The 16,960-nt window shown below is 38.2% G+C and carries 12 protein-coding genes; all 12 read left to right on the top strand.

Annotated features, from left to right (window positions below; translation table 11 throughout):
* Nucleotides 1-12: 12 nt before the first annotated feature.
* Nucleotides 13-1,359 carry an acetyl-CoA hydrolase/transferase family protein gene (locus tag RTK36_RS08540; RefSeq protein WP_312046215.1) on the top strand — a complete coding sequence of 449 codons (1,347 nt, stop codon included), beginning with the start codon at nucleotides 13-15 and terminating at the stop codon, nucleotides 1,357-1,359.
* Nucleotides 1,360-1,380: 21 nt separating this feature from the next.
* Entirely contained in the window at nucleotides 1,381-2,574 is a 1,194-nt protein-coding gene (locus RTK36_RS08535; RefSeq protein WP_312046213.1) for a pyridoxal phosphate-dependent aminotransferase, read from the top strand.
* A 41-nt stretch (nucleotides 2,575-2,615) separates the two neighbouring features.
* Nucleotides 2,616-3,890 (top strand): branched-chain amino acid transport system II carrier protein, encoded by a 1,275-nt coding sequence (brnQ, locus tag RTK36_RS08530; RefSeq protein WP_312046211.1) that lies wholly within the window; start codon nucleotides 2,616-2,618, stop codon nucleotides 3,888-3,890.
* Nucleotides 3,891-4,675: 785 nt separating this feature from the next.
* A complete protein-coding gene (locus RTK36_RS08525) occupies nucleotides 4,676-6,421 on the top strand; it encodes a methyl-accepting chemotaxis protein (RefSeq protein WP_312046209.1) in 1,746 nt (581 codons plus the stop codon).
* Nucleotides 6,422-6,804: 383 nt separating this feature from the next.
* On the top strand, nucleotides 6,805-6,951 hold the full coding sequence (locus tag RTK36_RS08520) for an NAD(P)-dependent oxidoreductase (protein WP_312046207.1): 147 nt from the start codon (nucleotides 6,805-6,807) through the stop codon (nucleotides 6,949-6,951).
* Between the two features lie 89 nt (nucleotides 6,952-7,040).
* Entirely contained in the window at nucleotides 7,041-7,976 is a 936-nt protein-coding gene (locus RTK36_RS08515; protein WP_312046205.1) for an AEC family transporter, read from the top strand.
* A 687-nt stretch (nucleotides 7,977-8,663) separates the two neighbouring features.
* On the top strand, nucleotides 8,664-10,373 hold the full coding sequence (locus tag RTK36_RS08510; protein WP_312046203.1) for an APC family permease: 1,710 nt from the start codon (nucleotides 8,664-8,666) through the stop codon (nucleotides 10,371-10,373).
* Between the two features lie 80 nt (nucleotides 10,374-10,453).
* A complete protein-coding gene (locus RTK36_RS08505) occupies nucleotides 10,454-11,710 on the top strand; it encodes a saccharopine dehydrogenase family protein (RefSeq protein ID WP_312046201.1) in 1,257 nt (418 codons plus the stop codon).
* Between the two features lie 52 nt (nucleotides 11,711-11,762).
* Nucleotides 11,763-13,115, top strand: a complete 1,353-nt coding sequence (locus RTK36_RS08500) for an aldehyde dehydrogenase family protein (protein WP_312046199.1) — start codon at nucleotides 11,763-11,765, stop codon at nucleotides 13,113-13,115.
* Between the two features lie 286 nt (nucleotides 13,116-13,401).
* The gene (locus RTK36_RS08495) at nucleotides 13,402-13,635 is read left to right on the top strand and encodes a helix-turn-helix domain-containing protein (RefSeq protein WP_312046197.1); all 234 of its coding nucleotides are present in this window, start codon (nucleotides 13,402-13,404) and stop codon (nucleotides 13,633-13,635) included.
* 108 nt (nucleotides 13,636-13,743) lie between these two features.
* Nucleotides 13,744-15,147, top strand: a complete 1,404-nt coding sequence (locus RTK36_RS08490) for a sodium:solute symporter family protein (protein ID WP_312046195.1) — start codon at nucleotides 13,744-13,746, stop codon at nucleotides 15,145-15,147.
* 191 nt (nucleotides 15,148-15,338) lie between these two features.
* Entirely contained in the window at nucleotides 15,339-16,850 is a 1,512-nt protein-coding gene (locus RTK36_RS08485) for a sodium:solute symporter family transporter (RefSeq protein ID WP_312046192.1), read from the top strand.
* Nucleotides 16,851-16,960 lie beyond the last annotated feature (110 nt).

Raw genomic sequence — 16,960 nt, 5'->3', positions numbered from 1 at the left:
GGAGGAGCAACAATGGGTTCAAATCAGTTTTATCAGGAATATAGAGCAAAATTAAGGATACCAGATGAGGCTGTACGCTTAGTGAAAGATGGAGATTGGGTAGACTACAGTACAGGTGTGGGTACCCCTTATTTACTTGATTATGCGTTAGCCAAAAGAAAAGGAACATTGAAGGATGTTAAAGTCAGGGGCAATTTGGCGTTGAATCCAATCCAAATTGTTGAGCAGGATAGGACTCAGGAGTCTTTCACCTACCACAGTTGGCATTGTACTGGATATGAAAGAAAATTGTGTGAGGAAGGACTTTGCTACTATACGCCAATGTTGTTTCGCAATGAGGCTTCTTATTATAGAAGGTATTTAACTGTAAATGTAGCCATGATTTCTGTTGCACCAATGGATAGATTGGGTTATTTCAGTTTTTCGTTTGTAAACTGCACAACAAAGGCCATTTTGGATACAGCAGACATTATTATTTTGGAAGTCAATGAGAACCTTCCTAGTGTATATGGCGGAAAAGATGACTGCATTCATATTTCACAGGTGGATGTGGTAGTGGAGGGAGAGCATCCACCCCTTGCCCAATTACCTATTGCAAAAGCAACGCAGATTGATGAAAAGATTGCTATGCAAATTATGCCCCATTTGTCTGATGGTGCAGTACTTCAATTGGGGATTGGCGGAATGCCTAATTCTGTTGGAAAGTTAATTGCAGATTCTGATTTAAAGCATTTGGGCATGCATACAGAATTAATGTCTGATGGGTTTCTGGACTTATATGAGGCTGGTAAATTGGATCATAGCTGTAAAACGCTCCACAAAGATAAGGGTGTGTTTGGCATCGCACTGGGCACCCAGAAGTTGTATGACTGGGTTAAGGAGAATCGGGGGCTTATATCTTTTCCCATGGACTATGTCAATAGCCCTGAGGTCATGTCCCAAATAGATGGATTGATTTCTATCAATAGTTGTATCGGAATCGATCTTTATGGTCAAGTATCTTCCGAAAGCTCGGGTACACGTCATATTTCAGGAACAGGTGGACAGCTGGATTTTGCCACAGGGGCATATATGTCACGAGGGGGCAAAAGCTTTATCTGTATGAGCTCTGCATTTACAGATAAAAACGGTCAGACCCATTCCAGAATACTACCTAAGTTCACAGGGGGCGATATTATTACAACCCCACGTACGCAGGCATCCTATATCGTAAGTGAATACGGATGTGTGAATCTGGCAGGACGATCAACGTGGGAACGGGCTGAAATGCTGATTTCTTTGGCACATCCTGATTTTAGAGATGAGCTAATTCAAGGGGCTGAAAGCCAGAAAATTTGGCGTGGATCTAATCGGAGGTAAAAAATAGGGGAGGAAAATCATATGATAGCTGAGAAAATGAAAGAGCTTGTATCAAACAGTTCGGCTATACGGAAAATGTTTGAAGAAGGCAAACAAATGGCACAGATTCATGGGGCTGAGAATGTATGCGACTTTAGCTTAGGCAATCCTAATTTGGCGGCGCCGAATACTGTGAATGAAGCACTGGAAGCTGTTATAAAAGATGAGGATCCAGTTTTTCTCCATGGCTATATGAATAACTCAGGCTATGAAGATGTACGTAATACCGTTGCAAATTCCTTAAATCGCCGGTTTCAAACGAACTTTACAGCGGATTCCATTGTCATGACAGTAGGGGCTGCCGGTGGTATGAATGTTGCAATGAGGGCATTACTGAATCCCTGTGATGAGGTTGTGGTTTTTGCTCCTTTCTTTGGAGAATATCGATGTTATGTATCTAATGTGGAGGCGAAGCTTGTAATTGTTCCTCCAAATGCCCCATCCTTTATTCCCGATGCGAAAATCCTTGCCAACTATATTACTGCCAAAACAAAAATGGTGATAATCAATTCACCAAACAATCCAACAGGGGTAATATATCCTGAAAGTACTATAATTGAGATTGCAAAAGTGCTGGAGGAAAAGCAGAAAGAGTATAACACAGAAATTTATATTTTTGCTGATGAGCCGTATCGTGAGCTGGTTTACGATGAAACTGTGAAACCGCCTTTTATTACTAAATATTATAATAATACCATCATCGGCTATTCTTGGTCTAAATCCCTTTCTCTGCCTGGGGAACGTATTGGTTATCTTGCGGTTTCAGAAAATATTGCTGATTTTAAAGAGCTGATGAGTGCTTTGAATGTGGCCACAAGGATATTAGGTTTTGTCAATGCCCCATCCTTACAACAGAGAATGATTGCGCGCTGCGTGGATGAAGTAGCTGATCTAAACTTTTATAAAAAGAATCGGGATGCTCTTTATCAAGGTCTGTCGGAAATAGGTTACACCTGTATCAAACCTGATGGTGCCTTTTACCTTTGGATGAAAACGCCAATTGAAAACGATAATGAATTTGTAGATTTAGCAAAGAAATATCTACTTTTAACAGTTCCAGGTTCTGCCTTTGGGTGTAAGGGCTACATAAGACTATCCTATTGCGTCAGTCCCGAAACAGTTCAGAGATCATTGCCTAAATTCAAAATGTTGTTGGAAGAAATGAAAGCCTTATAAACGAAACTCATTACTTAAAATGGAAAAGTAGGAGGATTTGGATGAAGACAAGCAAAGGGAAAACAATACTTATTATGGGTTTGGCACTTTTTGCAACTTTTTTTGGTGCAGGGAACTTGATATTTCCCCCATACCTAGGGCGTGAAACAGGTTCATCTTGGTTTTTGGGTTTTTTTGGATTTTTTATTATGGATGTTGGCCTTGGCGTTCTTGCAATATTAGCGACAGTTTTTAATCGCCAAGGAAATATTCAAGGTGTCGTTGGTAAAATTGGAAAAATCCCAGGAGAAATCATGGCGGGGATCATTATTATTTGTATTGGCCCAGGTTTATGCATTCCAAGAACAGCAGCAACTACGTTTGAAATGGGAGTCTCCACACTGTTACCAGGTATCAATCCATGGATTTTTGGTGGAGTGTTTTTTGCAGTTGTATTACTCTTAACGATACGCCCAACAAAAGTTGTTGATATTGTTGGGAATTATTTAACACCGGTTTTGCTTGCCGTTATGTTGGCTTTAATTATTTTAGGAATCGTATCGCCCATTGGCCCCATAACTACTACATCTCAAGTTGTTCCTTTGAAAGAAGGAATGCTGTCTGGTTATCAGACTATGGATGGCATTGGCGCACTTCTTTTAACGGGCATATTTACAACAGCGGCGTATCATAAAGGCTTTACAGAGAAACAAGAAGTAAGTCGCATGGTTGGTATGGCGGGGATTATTGCAGGCGTTTTGCTGATGCTGGTATACTGTGGGCTAACCTACCTTGGTGCCACCTCGTCTGGAGGGGGATATGAAGATTTAAACCAAGCAGCTTTACTGTTGGCTATTGCAAAAGCTCTGACAGGACAGACGGGCATGGTTTTGTTGGCTGTGATTGTATTCTTGGCATGTCTGACCACTGCGGTGGGGCTGACTTCCGTAGCCGCCGATTATTTCCAAAACTTGTTCAACAATAAAATAAAATATAGCCATCTTGTAATTGGTATCTGTATCTTCAGTTTTGTAGTTTCCAACTTCGGTTTAACTAAAATCATAAATGTATCTGCGCCCATTCTTGGTTTACTGTATCCGCCTATTTTGGTTTTGGTATTGCTGACATTTTTTGATAACATATTCAAGAATGACAATATTCCTCGTTTCGGTGCGTATTTTGCATTTTTGACAAGCGCCCTGGAACTTGCAGCGAAATATGGGGTTGGGGTGGATTTCGTAAATCATCTTCCCTTTGCTAATTACGGCTGTGCATGGATTTTACCCTCCATCATTGGCTGTGCAATAGGTGCATGTTTAAGAAAAAAAGTGATATAAAGATAAATTTAGGCTAATGATTCTAATATGAGGGGCAGGCTGAAATTGTCTTTTGGCCCATAAGTGTGTTTCATTTTTTAAAAAAGCCGTTGGATTTTTAATTCCTTCGGCTTTTCACTTGTCCTAAGCTTTCCCCATAAAATTGAAACCGATAGACTTGATAGGAGTTATCTCTCTTCTATATATTGGGTCATCGCTATCTCTATATGTTTTCTCGAGTTTACATAAAATACTACTCCTTCGTGAATATAGTAGATATAAGTTAGTGTTCACTCATAACAGGGTAACTATTTTCAATTTGATTTGCAAAACTGTGCGTTATCTCATACCTAAATGAAAAAAGATTGAGCTGTTTTTGCTTGAATATAAAGAAATTTATGACATATATAACAATAAAATTCAAATTTAAACATTTTTTTACAATGAATTATTGCAAATTATATCATAATAAGGTATAATATGTAATCATAAGAAAATATATACTATGATTTCTATCATAAAAGCCCAGCATGATTATGCAAAATAGTGACCCTATAGCACCAAATATTTGGTCTACTTCAGTATTGGACAAGACAGAGTGTTGTGATGAGATTTCTTAAGCAGAAATGCCTCTTTACGCAATTTGTAAAGAGGCATTAATTAAATTAGAGTGCAATGACCAACCAACTGAAAGGAAACTATTGGAATCTATATTTTCCAATAGTTTATGAAGAGGTTTGAAGTGTACTCTGAATAAAACAAATTAAAAGAAGAGAGAATGTTAAAAGGACGAAGGAGGAAATTTTATGGGTCACAAGGAAAAAAAGAGGTCAAAAGTTCTGTTGAAAAATCTTACTGTTCGGTGGAAGCTTTCGGTAGGATTTTTTGTTGTTTTTTTAATTCTGATGACATCAATAGGCACATCCGTATGGGGAATTAAAAACGTCAGTGATCAGATCACACTATATTCTAAATTTACCTATCCTCTAACTAGCGCAAACTTGTCTGCACAGCGAGATATGACATCTTGTCAGCGTTATTTGCTTCTTTCAATTATACAAAAGAACATTGGTGAGAATTATGAAGATTCATTGACACTTGCAGATGAAAGTGCGAAAAGTTTTAAAACAAACTTTGAAGCATTTAGCACCAATCAACGCAACAATGCAAATGATAATAATATTGCAGAAATTCAGCAAAACCTAACAAAGGCCGTTGAAGCCAGAGAGTCTATTTATAAATTGCTTAGAAGTTCAGAGCAACAAGATGCTAAAGAGGCCTACGTGGTATTTCAAAAGGATTATCTGCCAACGTTCAATAAAATTGGTGATATAATGGAGCAAATGAATGTGGTTGGTGCTGAAAAAGCACTGCAACAAAAAGAAGCCTCTCATAGAGTTGTTTTGGAGGCTTGGATTTTGTTGGCGAGTACAGTTTCAATTGCTTTACTTGTTGTTTTGGGCATGATTTTTGTTCTAACCAAAGCCATTTTAACGCCTGTTAGAGAAATTGAATCTGCTTTTCGTGAAATGGCAGAAGGAAATTTGCATGCTCAAATATCGTATGAAAGTAATGACGAACTTGGACATATGGCCAACAGCATTCGCAACACAAATGCCATGCTCAGTGCCTATATTGATGATATTTCAGCAAAGTTAGGGCAGCTTTCTAGGGGAGATATGCATATATGTATTGATTTGGATTATGTTGGCGATTTTACGGCAATTAAGACGGCAATGACAGAAACCACTACAAAACTGAATCAGACAATGCTACTAATTAATGATGCTGCCAATCAGGTAAATGCAGGTGCCGGTCAAGTTTCCGACGGAGCCCAGGCACTATCCTCCGGTACAACAGAACAGGCGGCAACCATTGAAGAACTCAATGCCTCCATAACCACAGTATCGGAACAGGCTGTTCAAAATGCCACAAACGTGAAACAAGCATCGGAGTATGTGGAACAGGCTGGACAAGGTGTAATGGAAAGCAACACCTATATGCAGCATCTGAATACATCCATGCGGGAAATTGGGGAGTCCTCTCAAAAAATTTCAAAAATCACAAAACTTGTGGAGGATATCGCTTTCCAGACCAATATTCTTGCACTAAATGCGGCAGTTGAAGCAGCACGGGCAGGCGAGGCAGGGAAGGGATTTGCAGTGGTGGCTGACGAGGTGCGTAACCTTGCAGCCAAATCTGCCGAGGCTGCAAAGCAGACTGCTGATCTAATTCAAAAATCTACGGAAACCGTTGCCGAAGGGGAACGGTTGGCCACTGAAACCCTTAAAGTACTGGATAGAGTTTCAGAAAAAGCTCAAATGGTTTCAAGTTCAATTGAACAAATTGAGTATGCTTCTATGGAGCAGGCAAGTGCCATTGAGCAGATTAGTCAAGGTCTAACTCAAGTTTCTGCCGTCGTTCAGACCAATGCAGCAACTGCAGAAGAAAGCTCAGCTGCTAGTGAGGAACTTGCGGCACAGGCGCAAACCTTACAAGAAGAAGTCGGAAAGTTTCGTTTGCGTAAAGATGGAGGAATATATACAGTTTAATTAACCCTTGCATTGTTTTGTTCTTCCTATAATCATGAATTACTAGCTTTCTGATGATTTAAAGTACATAATTTCTGACTTTCCATGAGGACTTGTTATCTGCAATTTGCAGGGCAAGTCCTTTTTTAAATATAAGTAAAAAACCTAGAAGATAAGGGGGAAATAGGACCAAGAAATATAATATGAATAGCTAAAAATATGTTCTGAGGGGCATATGATTTCTGTCTTTTTGATATAAGTAAATAGAATTATGTTTTGAAATGATTTTGTGAAATGGCTAAGATAATTGAATGGCATAAAATGATTGCATGATAAGTTTCGTCGTAGAACAATTCATACAATTAGTGATTTTAGGCTAGTAAAATAAAAACAATGCAGTGATTGTGAATACGGCTCGAGGGGGAATTATTGATGAAGATGCACTGTATGACGCATTAAAAAGTGGTGAAATTGGGTACGATCACTCCCCATGCAGGTGCACCTATGAAGCCAGCAGTAAAATGGGACTTATGGCAGCGCAGAATATTTAGATATTATTCAAAAAGGAAAATGCACCTATACAGTAAACAAATAATCGGTTAAAATCTACATAAAAACATTTTAGGGGATGGTCAATGGTATGGGTGCAGTTTTAACAGTGCTGAATAAATTAATGATTATATTTTTTCTTCTCTTAATCGGATATTTCTGCCGGAAGAAAAAAATCATGGGAGATAGCTTTGTGGAGGATTTTGCGGGTTTTTTAACTCGCATTATTATTCCGTGTTTTGTGATTTCTTCTTTACAAATTGACTATACCCCTGAGCTGTTTCGTGGCGGTGCCACGGTATTTGTGGTTTGCGTGATTATGCATTTTTGGGGGCTGATTGTAGGCTGGCTTTCTTTCCGGGTTTTGAAGGTACCAGAGAAAGCCAAGGGCATTTGGATTTTTAGCTGTATGTTTGCTAATATCGGTTTTATGGGAGTGCCGGTTATTGCTATGATTTTTGGAGGGGACAGTGTGTTTTACTGCGCATTTGCCAGCTTTGCTTTTAACACAACAGCCTATACTTTGGGCGTGATTGTTTTGCAAAAGTGTGGTGACAATCCAACGCAAAGCAAGGTGGATTTTAAAAAACTGTTGGCGGCACCTGTAAATGTGGCAACACTGATCGGTCTTTTGCTCTTTCTGGGAAATATTCGTTTACCAGCACCCATCAAGGATACTGTTAGTATGGTAGGAGGGATGCTCTCGCCTTTGGCTATGATTTATATTGGCGCCATTCTTGGTAAATTTGACTTTAAGGAAACAATTACGGAAAAATGGGCATATCCTGTCTCTTTTATTCGTTTAATTTTCATGCCATTGACTTCTTACATAATATTAAAACCCTTTATTCACGATCGGTTAATTTTGGGGGTAATCGTAGTGGGATTATCAACCCCTATTGGAGCATTTTGTGCCATATTGGCGGCGGAATTTGGTGCAGATGAAGCATTGGCCAGTAAGTATATTTTCGTAACCACAGTATTATGTATTTTTACAATGCCTATCTTTTTTATGCTTTTCCTTTGATGCATAGCATACTAGATGAAAATAATAATTTGAAAAAAATAAAAATGGCAGAGTGCAGATTGGAATATATGTACAATTAGGATCATATTAATTTATTAGGATATGCTGGTTTGGACAGAGAATTCACATTATCAAATCCCATATTATTATGTATAAAATTTTGTAAATACAAATATAATTTATAAACAGTATTGGTGAAGTACATTCTTAAATTATCCTTTTTAATGATACTACTGCATTCTGATAATAAACAATATTGAACCATCAATTAAATATGAACCGTATGACAACAGTCTGAAACACTCCTTCGTGAGGACCGACGCGGAAAGTTAAACCATTTAACGGGTGGTATGGCGAAACTGACAGGTAAAGAAAAGGCTGTTTGACGGCACCCTGGAAAGACCATCTTAGATGGAGCCAATGAGGCGATAACCAACTGGCAAAAAGACAGAGGAAATTTACGTTAGTAAATTTTCTCTGTCTTTTTTATATCATGAACATTCAAATTTTGCTTTCTTTACAATAATTAGTTACAGAAATGTCTACCATTAAATATTCACCAAAGGAAACGATAAGATACTCTCCGTACTTTTTAAACAAGATTAGCTGCAGCTGATACTTTTGATATATATGGACAAAGTTGAATAAGCTAGTTTTATCAATATAAAGTCAAAAGGAGGGAAAGCTATGCAACAAAAAAGCACAGAGGCGTTAAAGAGATCGAAAATGTCAACCATCGGGGTGATTGCATTAATTTATTCTTTCATTGCCGCCGGTGCGTTCGGTATTGAGGAAGCCATTTCTGCCAGTGGTCCCGGAGTAACCCTTGCAATGCTAATCATTTTCCCGTTTGTTTGGTCTTTTCCCCTATGCGAAATGGTTGGAGAATTAGGATCAATTTATCCCACTGAGGGTGGAATTTATTCTTGGGGTAGAGAAGCCTTTGGTGAATTTTGGGGATGGCAGGTTGGTTTATGGTCGGCTTTAACCACATGGCTTTGCCAAGCGCAATACTGTGCTTTGGTTGCAGGCTATGCTGCGAAAATCATACACCTGACACCGGCAACAGAATACATAGTTAAAGTTGTAGTAGTCGTATTGTTTTCCGTTATAAATATCATCGGTTTGGATTGGTTAGAAAAACTGGAAACTGTATTCATTGGTTTAATCTTGGTGGCTTTTGCAGTAGTGGTAGTTGTAGGTTTTATGAACTGGAATTATAATCCTGTGAAGCCATTCTTTAATGAAGACGTGGGTTTATTTCACTCTGTTGGGGATAGTATTGCCATAATTATTTGGATGTTTTGTGGTTATGAATGCATGTCAAACATGGCAGAGGAGGTTGATAACCCCCAGATTATTCCAAAGGCCATGCGTTTATCCCAGCCGTTGATTGCATTAACCTATATATTGCCCACACTGGCTGCCTTAGCTGCAATTGGTTCATGGTCTGCTTGGTCAACGGAATCAGGTGGTGGAACTGTGGGCTATGCCGATGTTTTGATTCAATACGTTGGGTCATGGGCTGGGGTGTTGTTTGTTATTGTTGCAATCATTTCAAACTGCTCCATTTTCTGCTCCTATATCGCTCATGGTTCAAGAGCATTCTTTGTTATGTCTGATGATCATATGTTCCCGAAAATCATGAAGAAAGTTGATAAAAGAGGTGTTCCAACTGTTTCCATCGTACTTCTGGCAATTTTTACAATCATTACGTGCCGTTTTGATTTTACAACCCTCGTAATGGCCACAACGCCCATTCAACTATATATTTATTTGATGCTCATTGCTTGCGTAGTAAAAATTCGAAAACGTTATCCCGTGGAAGTTAGAAGAAAAATGGGTCTTACTTATATGCCAGGTGGTTCTGTCGGTTTGGTACTTCTTTCCGGTTCTGTTTTAGCCATTTGTACTTTTGCCATTTATGCCAGTGGTATTGACTATTTTATTACAGGTTTTGCTGTTTTGTTTCTAGGTTTGCTTACGTATCCTCTTTGTAAGTGGATTTACAAAGGGAGATACCTAGATGATAGGGATACTTATCCCCTCAATCCAAAAACAAAACTTGGATTTGGCGATTTAATTGATATTGGAGTTTATACAGTTTTGTCCGGCGCAATTTCTTTAGGAGGCTCTGTATTTTTGCAACTGTATGAAGGCAGTTATGGTGCAGAATACTATCTAGAGAAATATGAAAAAGGATTATTCAGTAACTTTTATGGGATGGTTTCTATGTGTAAGTGGCTTGGTCTTATCTTAATTGTGTTGGGGGTCATTGTTTGGCTAATCGGCAAGAAAACAGAGGGCCCAAAGTTGAAAGAGCTTCAGGAGTGTAGAAACAAAAAACTAGATGAGAGGATCAAAGCCTTGCATGGAATCGTTCCAGATATGAAATAAGAGTGATTTTTACAGTGTAATCAGCCGACCATTTATTCGGTTTTGATAAAAATTTTGTTTACTTTAAGGGAGGATTTTACATGAAAAAAGTAATGGTATGTGGTTGTGGGGTTCAAGGTTCCACAATTTGCCGAAAGTTGGATCAGGAGCCAAACATTGAAGAAATTGTGTGTGCAGATTATAGCCTTGCAGCAGCTGAGGCAGTTTCCAAATTTATGAAAAAAGGAATCCCAAAGCAGGTAGATGCATCCAATGTGGATGAAATTGTTGCGGCGGCAGAGGGATGCCAATTAATTGTCAACGTAATGCCCTTGGATTTTGGGGTGACTGTGCTTGAAGCGGCAATTCGTGTAAAGGCAAATTATCAGGATCTTGCCGCTTGTGAAAATATCGCTGACTGTGAGGATCCCAGAGATAACTGGCTGGAAGGTATCAAAATAATGTATAACGAATATGGGAAGCGGTTTGCAGAAAACGGAACCACAGCAATCATTGGAACCGGTTCTGCACCCGGTGTTATGTGTGTTATGGCCAGAAAAGCAGTAAACGAATTGGATGAATGTGACACTATTAATATGATGGTATATGAGGGTGTTGAATCTAAGCGGTTTATTCCTTATTGGTGGTCTCCCCTTGTGGCTCTTTGCGACATGGAAGAAGATGCTTATGCTTTTGAAAATTGCCAACAAATTAGAACAACCCCTTTCAGCAGACCTGTGAAAAGAAGATGGAAAGAAATGGGCTATCGAGAAGTAACCTTGGTGGAACATGCCCATGATGAACCTGTTTATATTGGTTTTAATCGAGAGAAACATTTTAAAAACTGCAAAAATGCTTTTTTCAAGTATGGCGGCATTGGCATTCAGTTTGCAGAACCCATTTACAAAGCCGGATTATTATCTCGTGAAGAGGAAGAAATAAACGGAAACAAGGTTGTCCCTTTTGATTTGATACTTGCCCATGTTCCTCCAGCACCTAAGGATCCTGAGGTAATTAAAGAAATCATTGAGGAAGGCTTGATTGCTGATGAGGGTGCTTTTGTGTGTGAAGCTTATGGCCAAAAGGATGGAAAGAATGTAATGGTAGATTTGCATGTTTTTGCTCCCGGTTTGGTTGAGGCTTATGAAAAAGCAAAAATGTCCGGTGAAATGTATCTCACAGGGCAGGGAGCTTTCCTGTTTACCAAGTTGTTTGTAAATGAGCAGATTACCCAAAAAGGATTAATTTCTTCTGATATGTTGGATGATGCCCAGGTGGAGCAGTATCTTTCATGGGCAAAGGAATTGGAAATTACTTATACCATTGATATAAAAGAAGGAATTGTCTGCCAGGATTGATTTAGAAAATTTAAAAACAACTATAGGATTTTTTACAAAAAGGAGAATGATTATGACAATTCAAGAGAAGATTGAAAGAGCCAGAAAGGCTTTTGCACAAATCAGCGACTATACCCAAGAGCAAGTGGATCAATTGGTTTATGAAAGCGCAAAAATTATTTATATAAATGCAGTGCCATTGGCAAAACTGGCAGTGGAGGAAACGGGTTTGGGCAAATTTGAAGATAAAATAAGCAAAAATACAGATACTGCGGCAGTTTTTTGGGATTACTTAAAGGACAAAAAATCCGTTGGGATAATGAACGAGATTCCTGAAATGGGTATCATTGAGGTCGCACATCCAGTGGGGGTTATTGGAGCAATTACCCCGGCGACAAATCCAACAGTAACACCACTGGGTAATTTCATGCATGCATTAAAAGGAAAAAATGCCCTTATAATTTCCCCCGCTCCCCGTGCAGAAAAAACAACAACAAGCACAGTAGAGTTGATTCGAGAGGCGTTGGAAAAAAACGGTGCACCCAAAGACTTGATTCAGGTGGTTGATGAAATCACAATTGAGCAATCCAGAGAATTGATGGAATTGTGTGATTTGGTCGTAGCAACCGGCGGGCCCGGACTCACAAAAGCTGCGTATTCCAGCGGAACACCTGCTTATGGTGTAGGCCCAGGTAACCCTCCTGTAATTTTGGATAGAGAGTATGACTTGGAAACGGCAGCCGAGCTAACCTTGATTGCAGTTGGCAGTGACAATGGGATCCTTTGTGATGGCGATAATTTACTGCTTTATCCTCGAGAAACGGAAGATGAATTTTTCCACGCTTTAACAGAGGAAGGCATTATTGTTTATGATAGAAAAGATGATGTAGATAAATTTCGAGCAGCACTGTTTAGAGATGGAAAAGTAAATTCCAATTTAGTAGGAAAAGATGCCCAAGTCATTGCAAAAGAAGCTGGTTTTGCTATTCCTGAAACAACAAAAGTCATTGCCGTTAAAATTGATGGAATAGGGAAACAGGATGTTTTAAATAAAGAAATTATGGGGCCCATTGTGGTTCTTAAAAGCTATGATACTTTTGAAGAGGCAGTGGATATGGCTATTACAAACATGAAGGAATCTGGTGGCATAGGGCATACAGCAGGTTTGTTCAGCCATAATCAAGAACATATTAGATATGCAGGGGAAAATTTACCGGTGGCCCGGTTATTAGTTAATCAGCCTACGCCGGATGCGTGGGGCCCTGCAACCAATGGTTTGTCCCCTGCGGTTTCCGAAGGTTGTGGTACATGGGGAAATAATATTTTAGCTGGTAATGTGGATTATATCCATTTGATCAATGTATCGAAAATTGCAATGCCTCTTCATGTAAAGGTGCCAAATGGGGATAGTATTTTTAGGAAATGATAAAATAGGGTCTAAATTTTGCACTCCATATACGACGGTTGCATGATTGAATATTTCAGTAAAATATTTGAAAATCAGCCGTCGTTTTGGGTTTAATTGAAATAAAATCATCCAGTCAAATAAGTAATAAATATCCTCTAGGTTCTTTTAGGTATAACATACAGATATCAAGGGTAATTCTGTACTTTTTTTGTTTAATGAACTGTCTTTGATTATTATGAACAACTATTGACAATGGATGTAAAAAGAACTATTATTTGATTATATGATAGAGGATAAAATAAGTATGTCATGTGCAATTGATCGTAAAGGTGGTGAAAAGGATATGCCAGCTGATATTAAGTTTTTAACGATTGAAGATGTGAGTGAAATGTTACAAGTAACAAGGACAACCGTGTATAATTTGAAAAAGCAAGGTATGCCTTTTATTAAACTTGGAAAAAATATCCGTTTTGATCAAAAGGAAGTGGTCGACTGGGTACGTTCCAATAGATGTAGCACAGAAGAAACTGAAAAATAAGCTGTTGTTATGGATCTACTACGAAAGTGGGAATTATACTTGAGTTTTGTTTCCGGTGTAATATTGTGTGTATACATTATAATATTATTTTTATTAAGTGCTTTTTTTGTGAAAAGAGCACTTAATTCTTATGAGGAATACATACTTTGCGGTAGAAGCTTAACAATTGGGTTTATTATTTTTACCTACCTGGGAACATGGGTGGGCGGAGGAACGATAATAGGATTGGCAGGGATGTCATACGAAGAGGGCGCAAGAAGCTACTGGCTTTTTGCAATTCCAACAATCGTATGCTACATCTTTGCCTTTTTATTTATCACCAGAATTAGAAAATTAAAGTTAAATAGCATAGGGGATATGCTGTCTTTAAGGTATCCCCATAAAATGGAGTTAATCAGAATACCAGTAGCTATAAGCCTAATGATTCGTAATGTAACAATGATTGGAATGCAGTTTTCTGCATTATCGTATCTTTTGATATATAGCTTTAAAATTGATAGAAATTTGGCAATTTTGGCCACCTTTGTTATTATCACTGGGTATACCTTTTTAAGCGGCCTTTGGGGTGTGGTGATTACGGATGTCTTTCAAGGATTCTTGCAAACCCTAGGCCTTGTGATTATTTTGTTTTTATGCATTAAGTTGTCCGGTGGTTTTGCAGGATTAAACCAATTTTTTTCTTCAACGGAGCAAGGCAATTTACTGAGTCTTGTTGGGAATGATGTGAAACAATGGGGAAAGGATACAGGCGTGTATTTGTTTTCTTTCGGTGCTTTTTTCTTGATGGGTGATCAGTGTGATTGGGAAAGGATTTTTTCTGGCAAAACGGACAAAGCAGTGTTTTGGGGTTATTTAATTCCATTGACTATTACTTTAATGCTTTTGATTTCTCCTACCTATATTGGGGTTTTTCAACGAGCAACCAATTTGACCCACATTGACTCAGGTTTTATCATTTATAGATTTTTATTAAGTAACTTAGGGCCGGTGCTGGCAGGTTTTTTAATTATGACTCTGTTTTCTGCCATTATGTCGTCGGCAGATTCCTATATGTTTGCAACTGGAGTCATTTTTAGTAATGACATTATAAAGCGATTTATCAATAAGGAAGCAGAAGACAAAGAATTGATCTTTTGGACAAGAATTGCAGTCATGCTCTCTGGTGCCGTAGGTTTTGCCTTTGCTATTAACATCGGGGATCCAATCTATCTTTGGATTACAGGATTATCGGTACCAGTTATGGTTATTCTGCCTGCTTACATATATGCTTGGTTTTCAAAAAGAGTCAATACCCAAGGGGCCATTGCAGGAATAATTTTTGGAGGGATTTTTGCCTTTAAATTTCTTATTTTAGATGAAAAAATTCTTCTTTCTTCCATTATGTATGTTATGATAGGGAATTTTGCAGTTACTTATATTGTTTCTTTATTCTATCCAAAGAGCAGCAAAGCAGTGGAAGAAACATTTTATAAAAGTAGCAAGTTCGATAATGTTTCAAATATTCCCAAATGATTTTTACTTATATTTAAATATATTTTAATTATGAAGTAGTGGTAAATTTATCTAAATTTATTGCTGCTTTATTTTTTTTGTAAAAAAATGGCTAAATCTAATTATATCCGTTGAAAAAAATAGGACAACGTGCTAACATTAGTGCATGTTAATTTACAATAATGTACAATAAAAAGAAGGGGTGTATGATAATGGGCATTTTTTATGGTTATTTGATACTATTATGTTTTGCTGTTATATTTATCGGCATTTCATATTTTGTATCAAAGCGGTTTCCAATTGAAGGAGTTGACGATTTTGTGGCGGCAGGCAGAAGTATTCCTTACGCTTTGGTAGCCGCCAGTGTTATGGTTTCCTGGGTATGGACAACAACCATTATGGGTGCAGCGGAGGCTGGCACAATTTATGGCGTTTCTGGTGGATTTAGTTATGCATGGGGAAATTCCATACCGTTTTTCGTATTTATTCCACTGGTTATGCACCTGAGAAAGAAAATGCCCAAGTGCACTACGTTTACGGAATTTGTAGAACAGCGCTATGGTTCTGGTGTATCTAAGATTTTCTTTGGTTTTGGTATTGCGGTAATCATATATGTTTTTATTGCGCAAGGGGTTGGAATTGGTATTGCCTTTAATTCCATGTTTGGAATTCCTTACGAAGTGGCGGCGACTTTGGCAGTAGGTATTGTTACAATTTATATAGCCAAGGCAGGCTTAAGAGGCTCCATTTTTAACGATGTTATTCAATTCTTTATAATTTCAATTATTTTTATTATAACTGTACCTTTGGTTATTAAATTTATTGGTATGGATAATATTTATACAGGTATGTTAGATGTTGTTAATAACCCTGACAATGTCAATTTTAATCCCGAGGCTTTGTCTATCACTTCCGGTGCGGGGCTGCGTTATGGTATTACAGCCATCGTAATTGCCATGGGTCAGGTTTTGTTGGACCAAGGCTATTACTCTAAGGCAATTGCTACGACAAATTCCAAGTCATTATTGAAGGCATACGTTATTGGAACTTTACTTGCTTGGGCACCCATTCCAATTTTGAGTGGTAGTGTGTTTGGTTGTTCCTTGATTTCCATGGGGATTGGAGAAGGCGCAGGAATTGGGTTGGCTTCGGAAGCTGCACCTCACATTTTGAATTTAATTTATGGCGGTGGTGTTGGCAGTATCATGTTCGTATTGATGATTTTTATGGCGGGTATGACTACAGGAGGTAACTGCTTATCCGGTGCACAAGCACTATTTACTGTTGACTTTTATAAGAAATATGTAAATAAAACGGCAGATGAAAAAGCACAAATGAGATTTGGCAGAAACATTACATATATGATTGGTATTTTTGTAATCGTCGTTTCCATTTTATTAAAAGGCTTTTCTTTGCTCATGCTGGATATTTTTAGCGGTATCCTTTTTGCTGCTCCCGCTAGTGCGTTTATCGCAGGTATGTATTGGAAAAAAACATCCCCTAGAGTAGCTGCCATCTCCATTTTCTGTGGTCTTGCGTCGGGTTTAACGGCTTGGTTTGTAATTCCAAATCAAGACATTAACTGGTTTATTGGAAATTTGCTTTCATTATTGGTACCGGCAGTTATTGTAATTCTTGGTTCCGCATTTGGAAAATATGAATTTGATTTTGACACACTGTTAAAATATGAACCCGATCATAAAGTACATGAAATGGAGGGATAAGTTATGATGAGTCAAGGAAGTTTAACAGCTTATTTTTGGGGATCCTATGCATGGTTTTGCTTAGGGGCTATAGTAATAGGTATTCCTGCAATTAAAGAGTTTTTTAAATT

It is taken from the genome of Anaerotignum sp. (assembly GCF_031981185.1).
Taxonomy (GTDB): domain Bacteria; phylum Bacillota; class Clostridia; order Lachnospirales; family Anaerotignaceae; genus Chakrabartyella.
Note: the sequence above shows the minus strand (reverse complement) of the source record. Positions and strands in the feature narration are given on the sequence as shown.

Excerpts from the sequence above, each read along its gene's own strand:
- RTK36_RS08495 (WP_312046197.1), top strand. The coding sequence starts at position 13,402 with ATGTCATGTGCAATTGATCGTAAAGGTGGTGAAAAGGATATGCCAGCT.
- RTK36_RS08500 (WP_312046199.1), top strand. The coding sequence starts at position 11,763 with ATGACAATTCAAGAGAAGATTGAAAGAGCCAGAAAGGCTTTTGCACAA.
- RTK36_RS08525 (WP_312046209.1), top strand. The coding sequence starts at position 4,676 with ATGGGTCACAAGGAAAAAAAGAGGTCAAAAGTTCTGTTGAAAAATCTT.
- RTK36_RS08535 (WP_312046213.1), top strand. The coding sequence starts at position 1,381 with ATGATAGCTGAGAAAATGAAAGAGCTTGTATCAAACAGTTCGGCTATA.
- brnQ (WP_312046211.1), top strand. The coding sequence starts at position 2,616 with ATGAAGACAAGCAAAGGGAAAACAATACTTATTATGGGTTTGGCACTT.
- RTK36_RS08510 (WP_312046203.1), top strand. The coding sequence starts at position 8,664 with ATGCAACAAAAAAGCACAGAGGCGTTAAAGAGATCGAAAATGTCAACC.
- RTK36_RS08540 (WP_312046215.1), top strand. The coding sequence starts at position 13 with ATGGGTTCAAATCAGTTTTATCAGGAATATAGAGCAAAATTAAGGATA.
- RTK36_RS08515 (WP_312046205.1), top strand. The coding sequence starts at position 7,041 with ATGGGTGCAGTTTTAACAGTGCTGAATAAATTAATGATTATATTTTTT.
- RTK36_RS08485 (WP_312046192.1), top strand. The coding sequence starts at position 15,339 with ATGGGCATTTTTTATGGTTATTTGATACTATTATGTTTTGCTGTTATA.
- RTK36_RS08505 (WP_312046201.1), top strand. The coding sequence starts at position 10,454 with ATGAAAAAAGTAATGGTATGTGGTTGTGGGGTTCAAGGTTCCACAATT.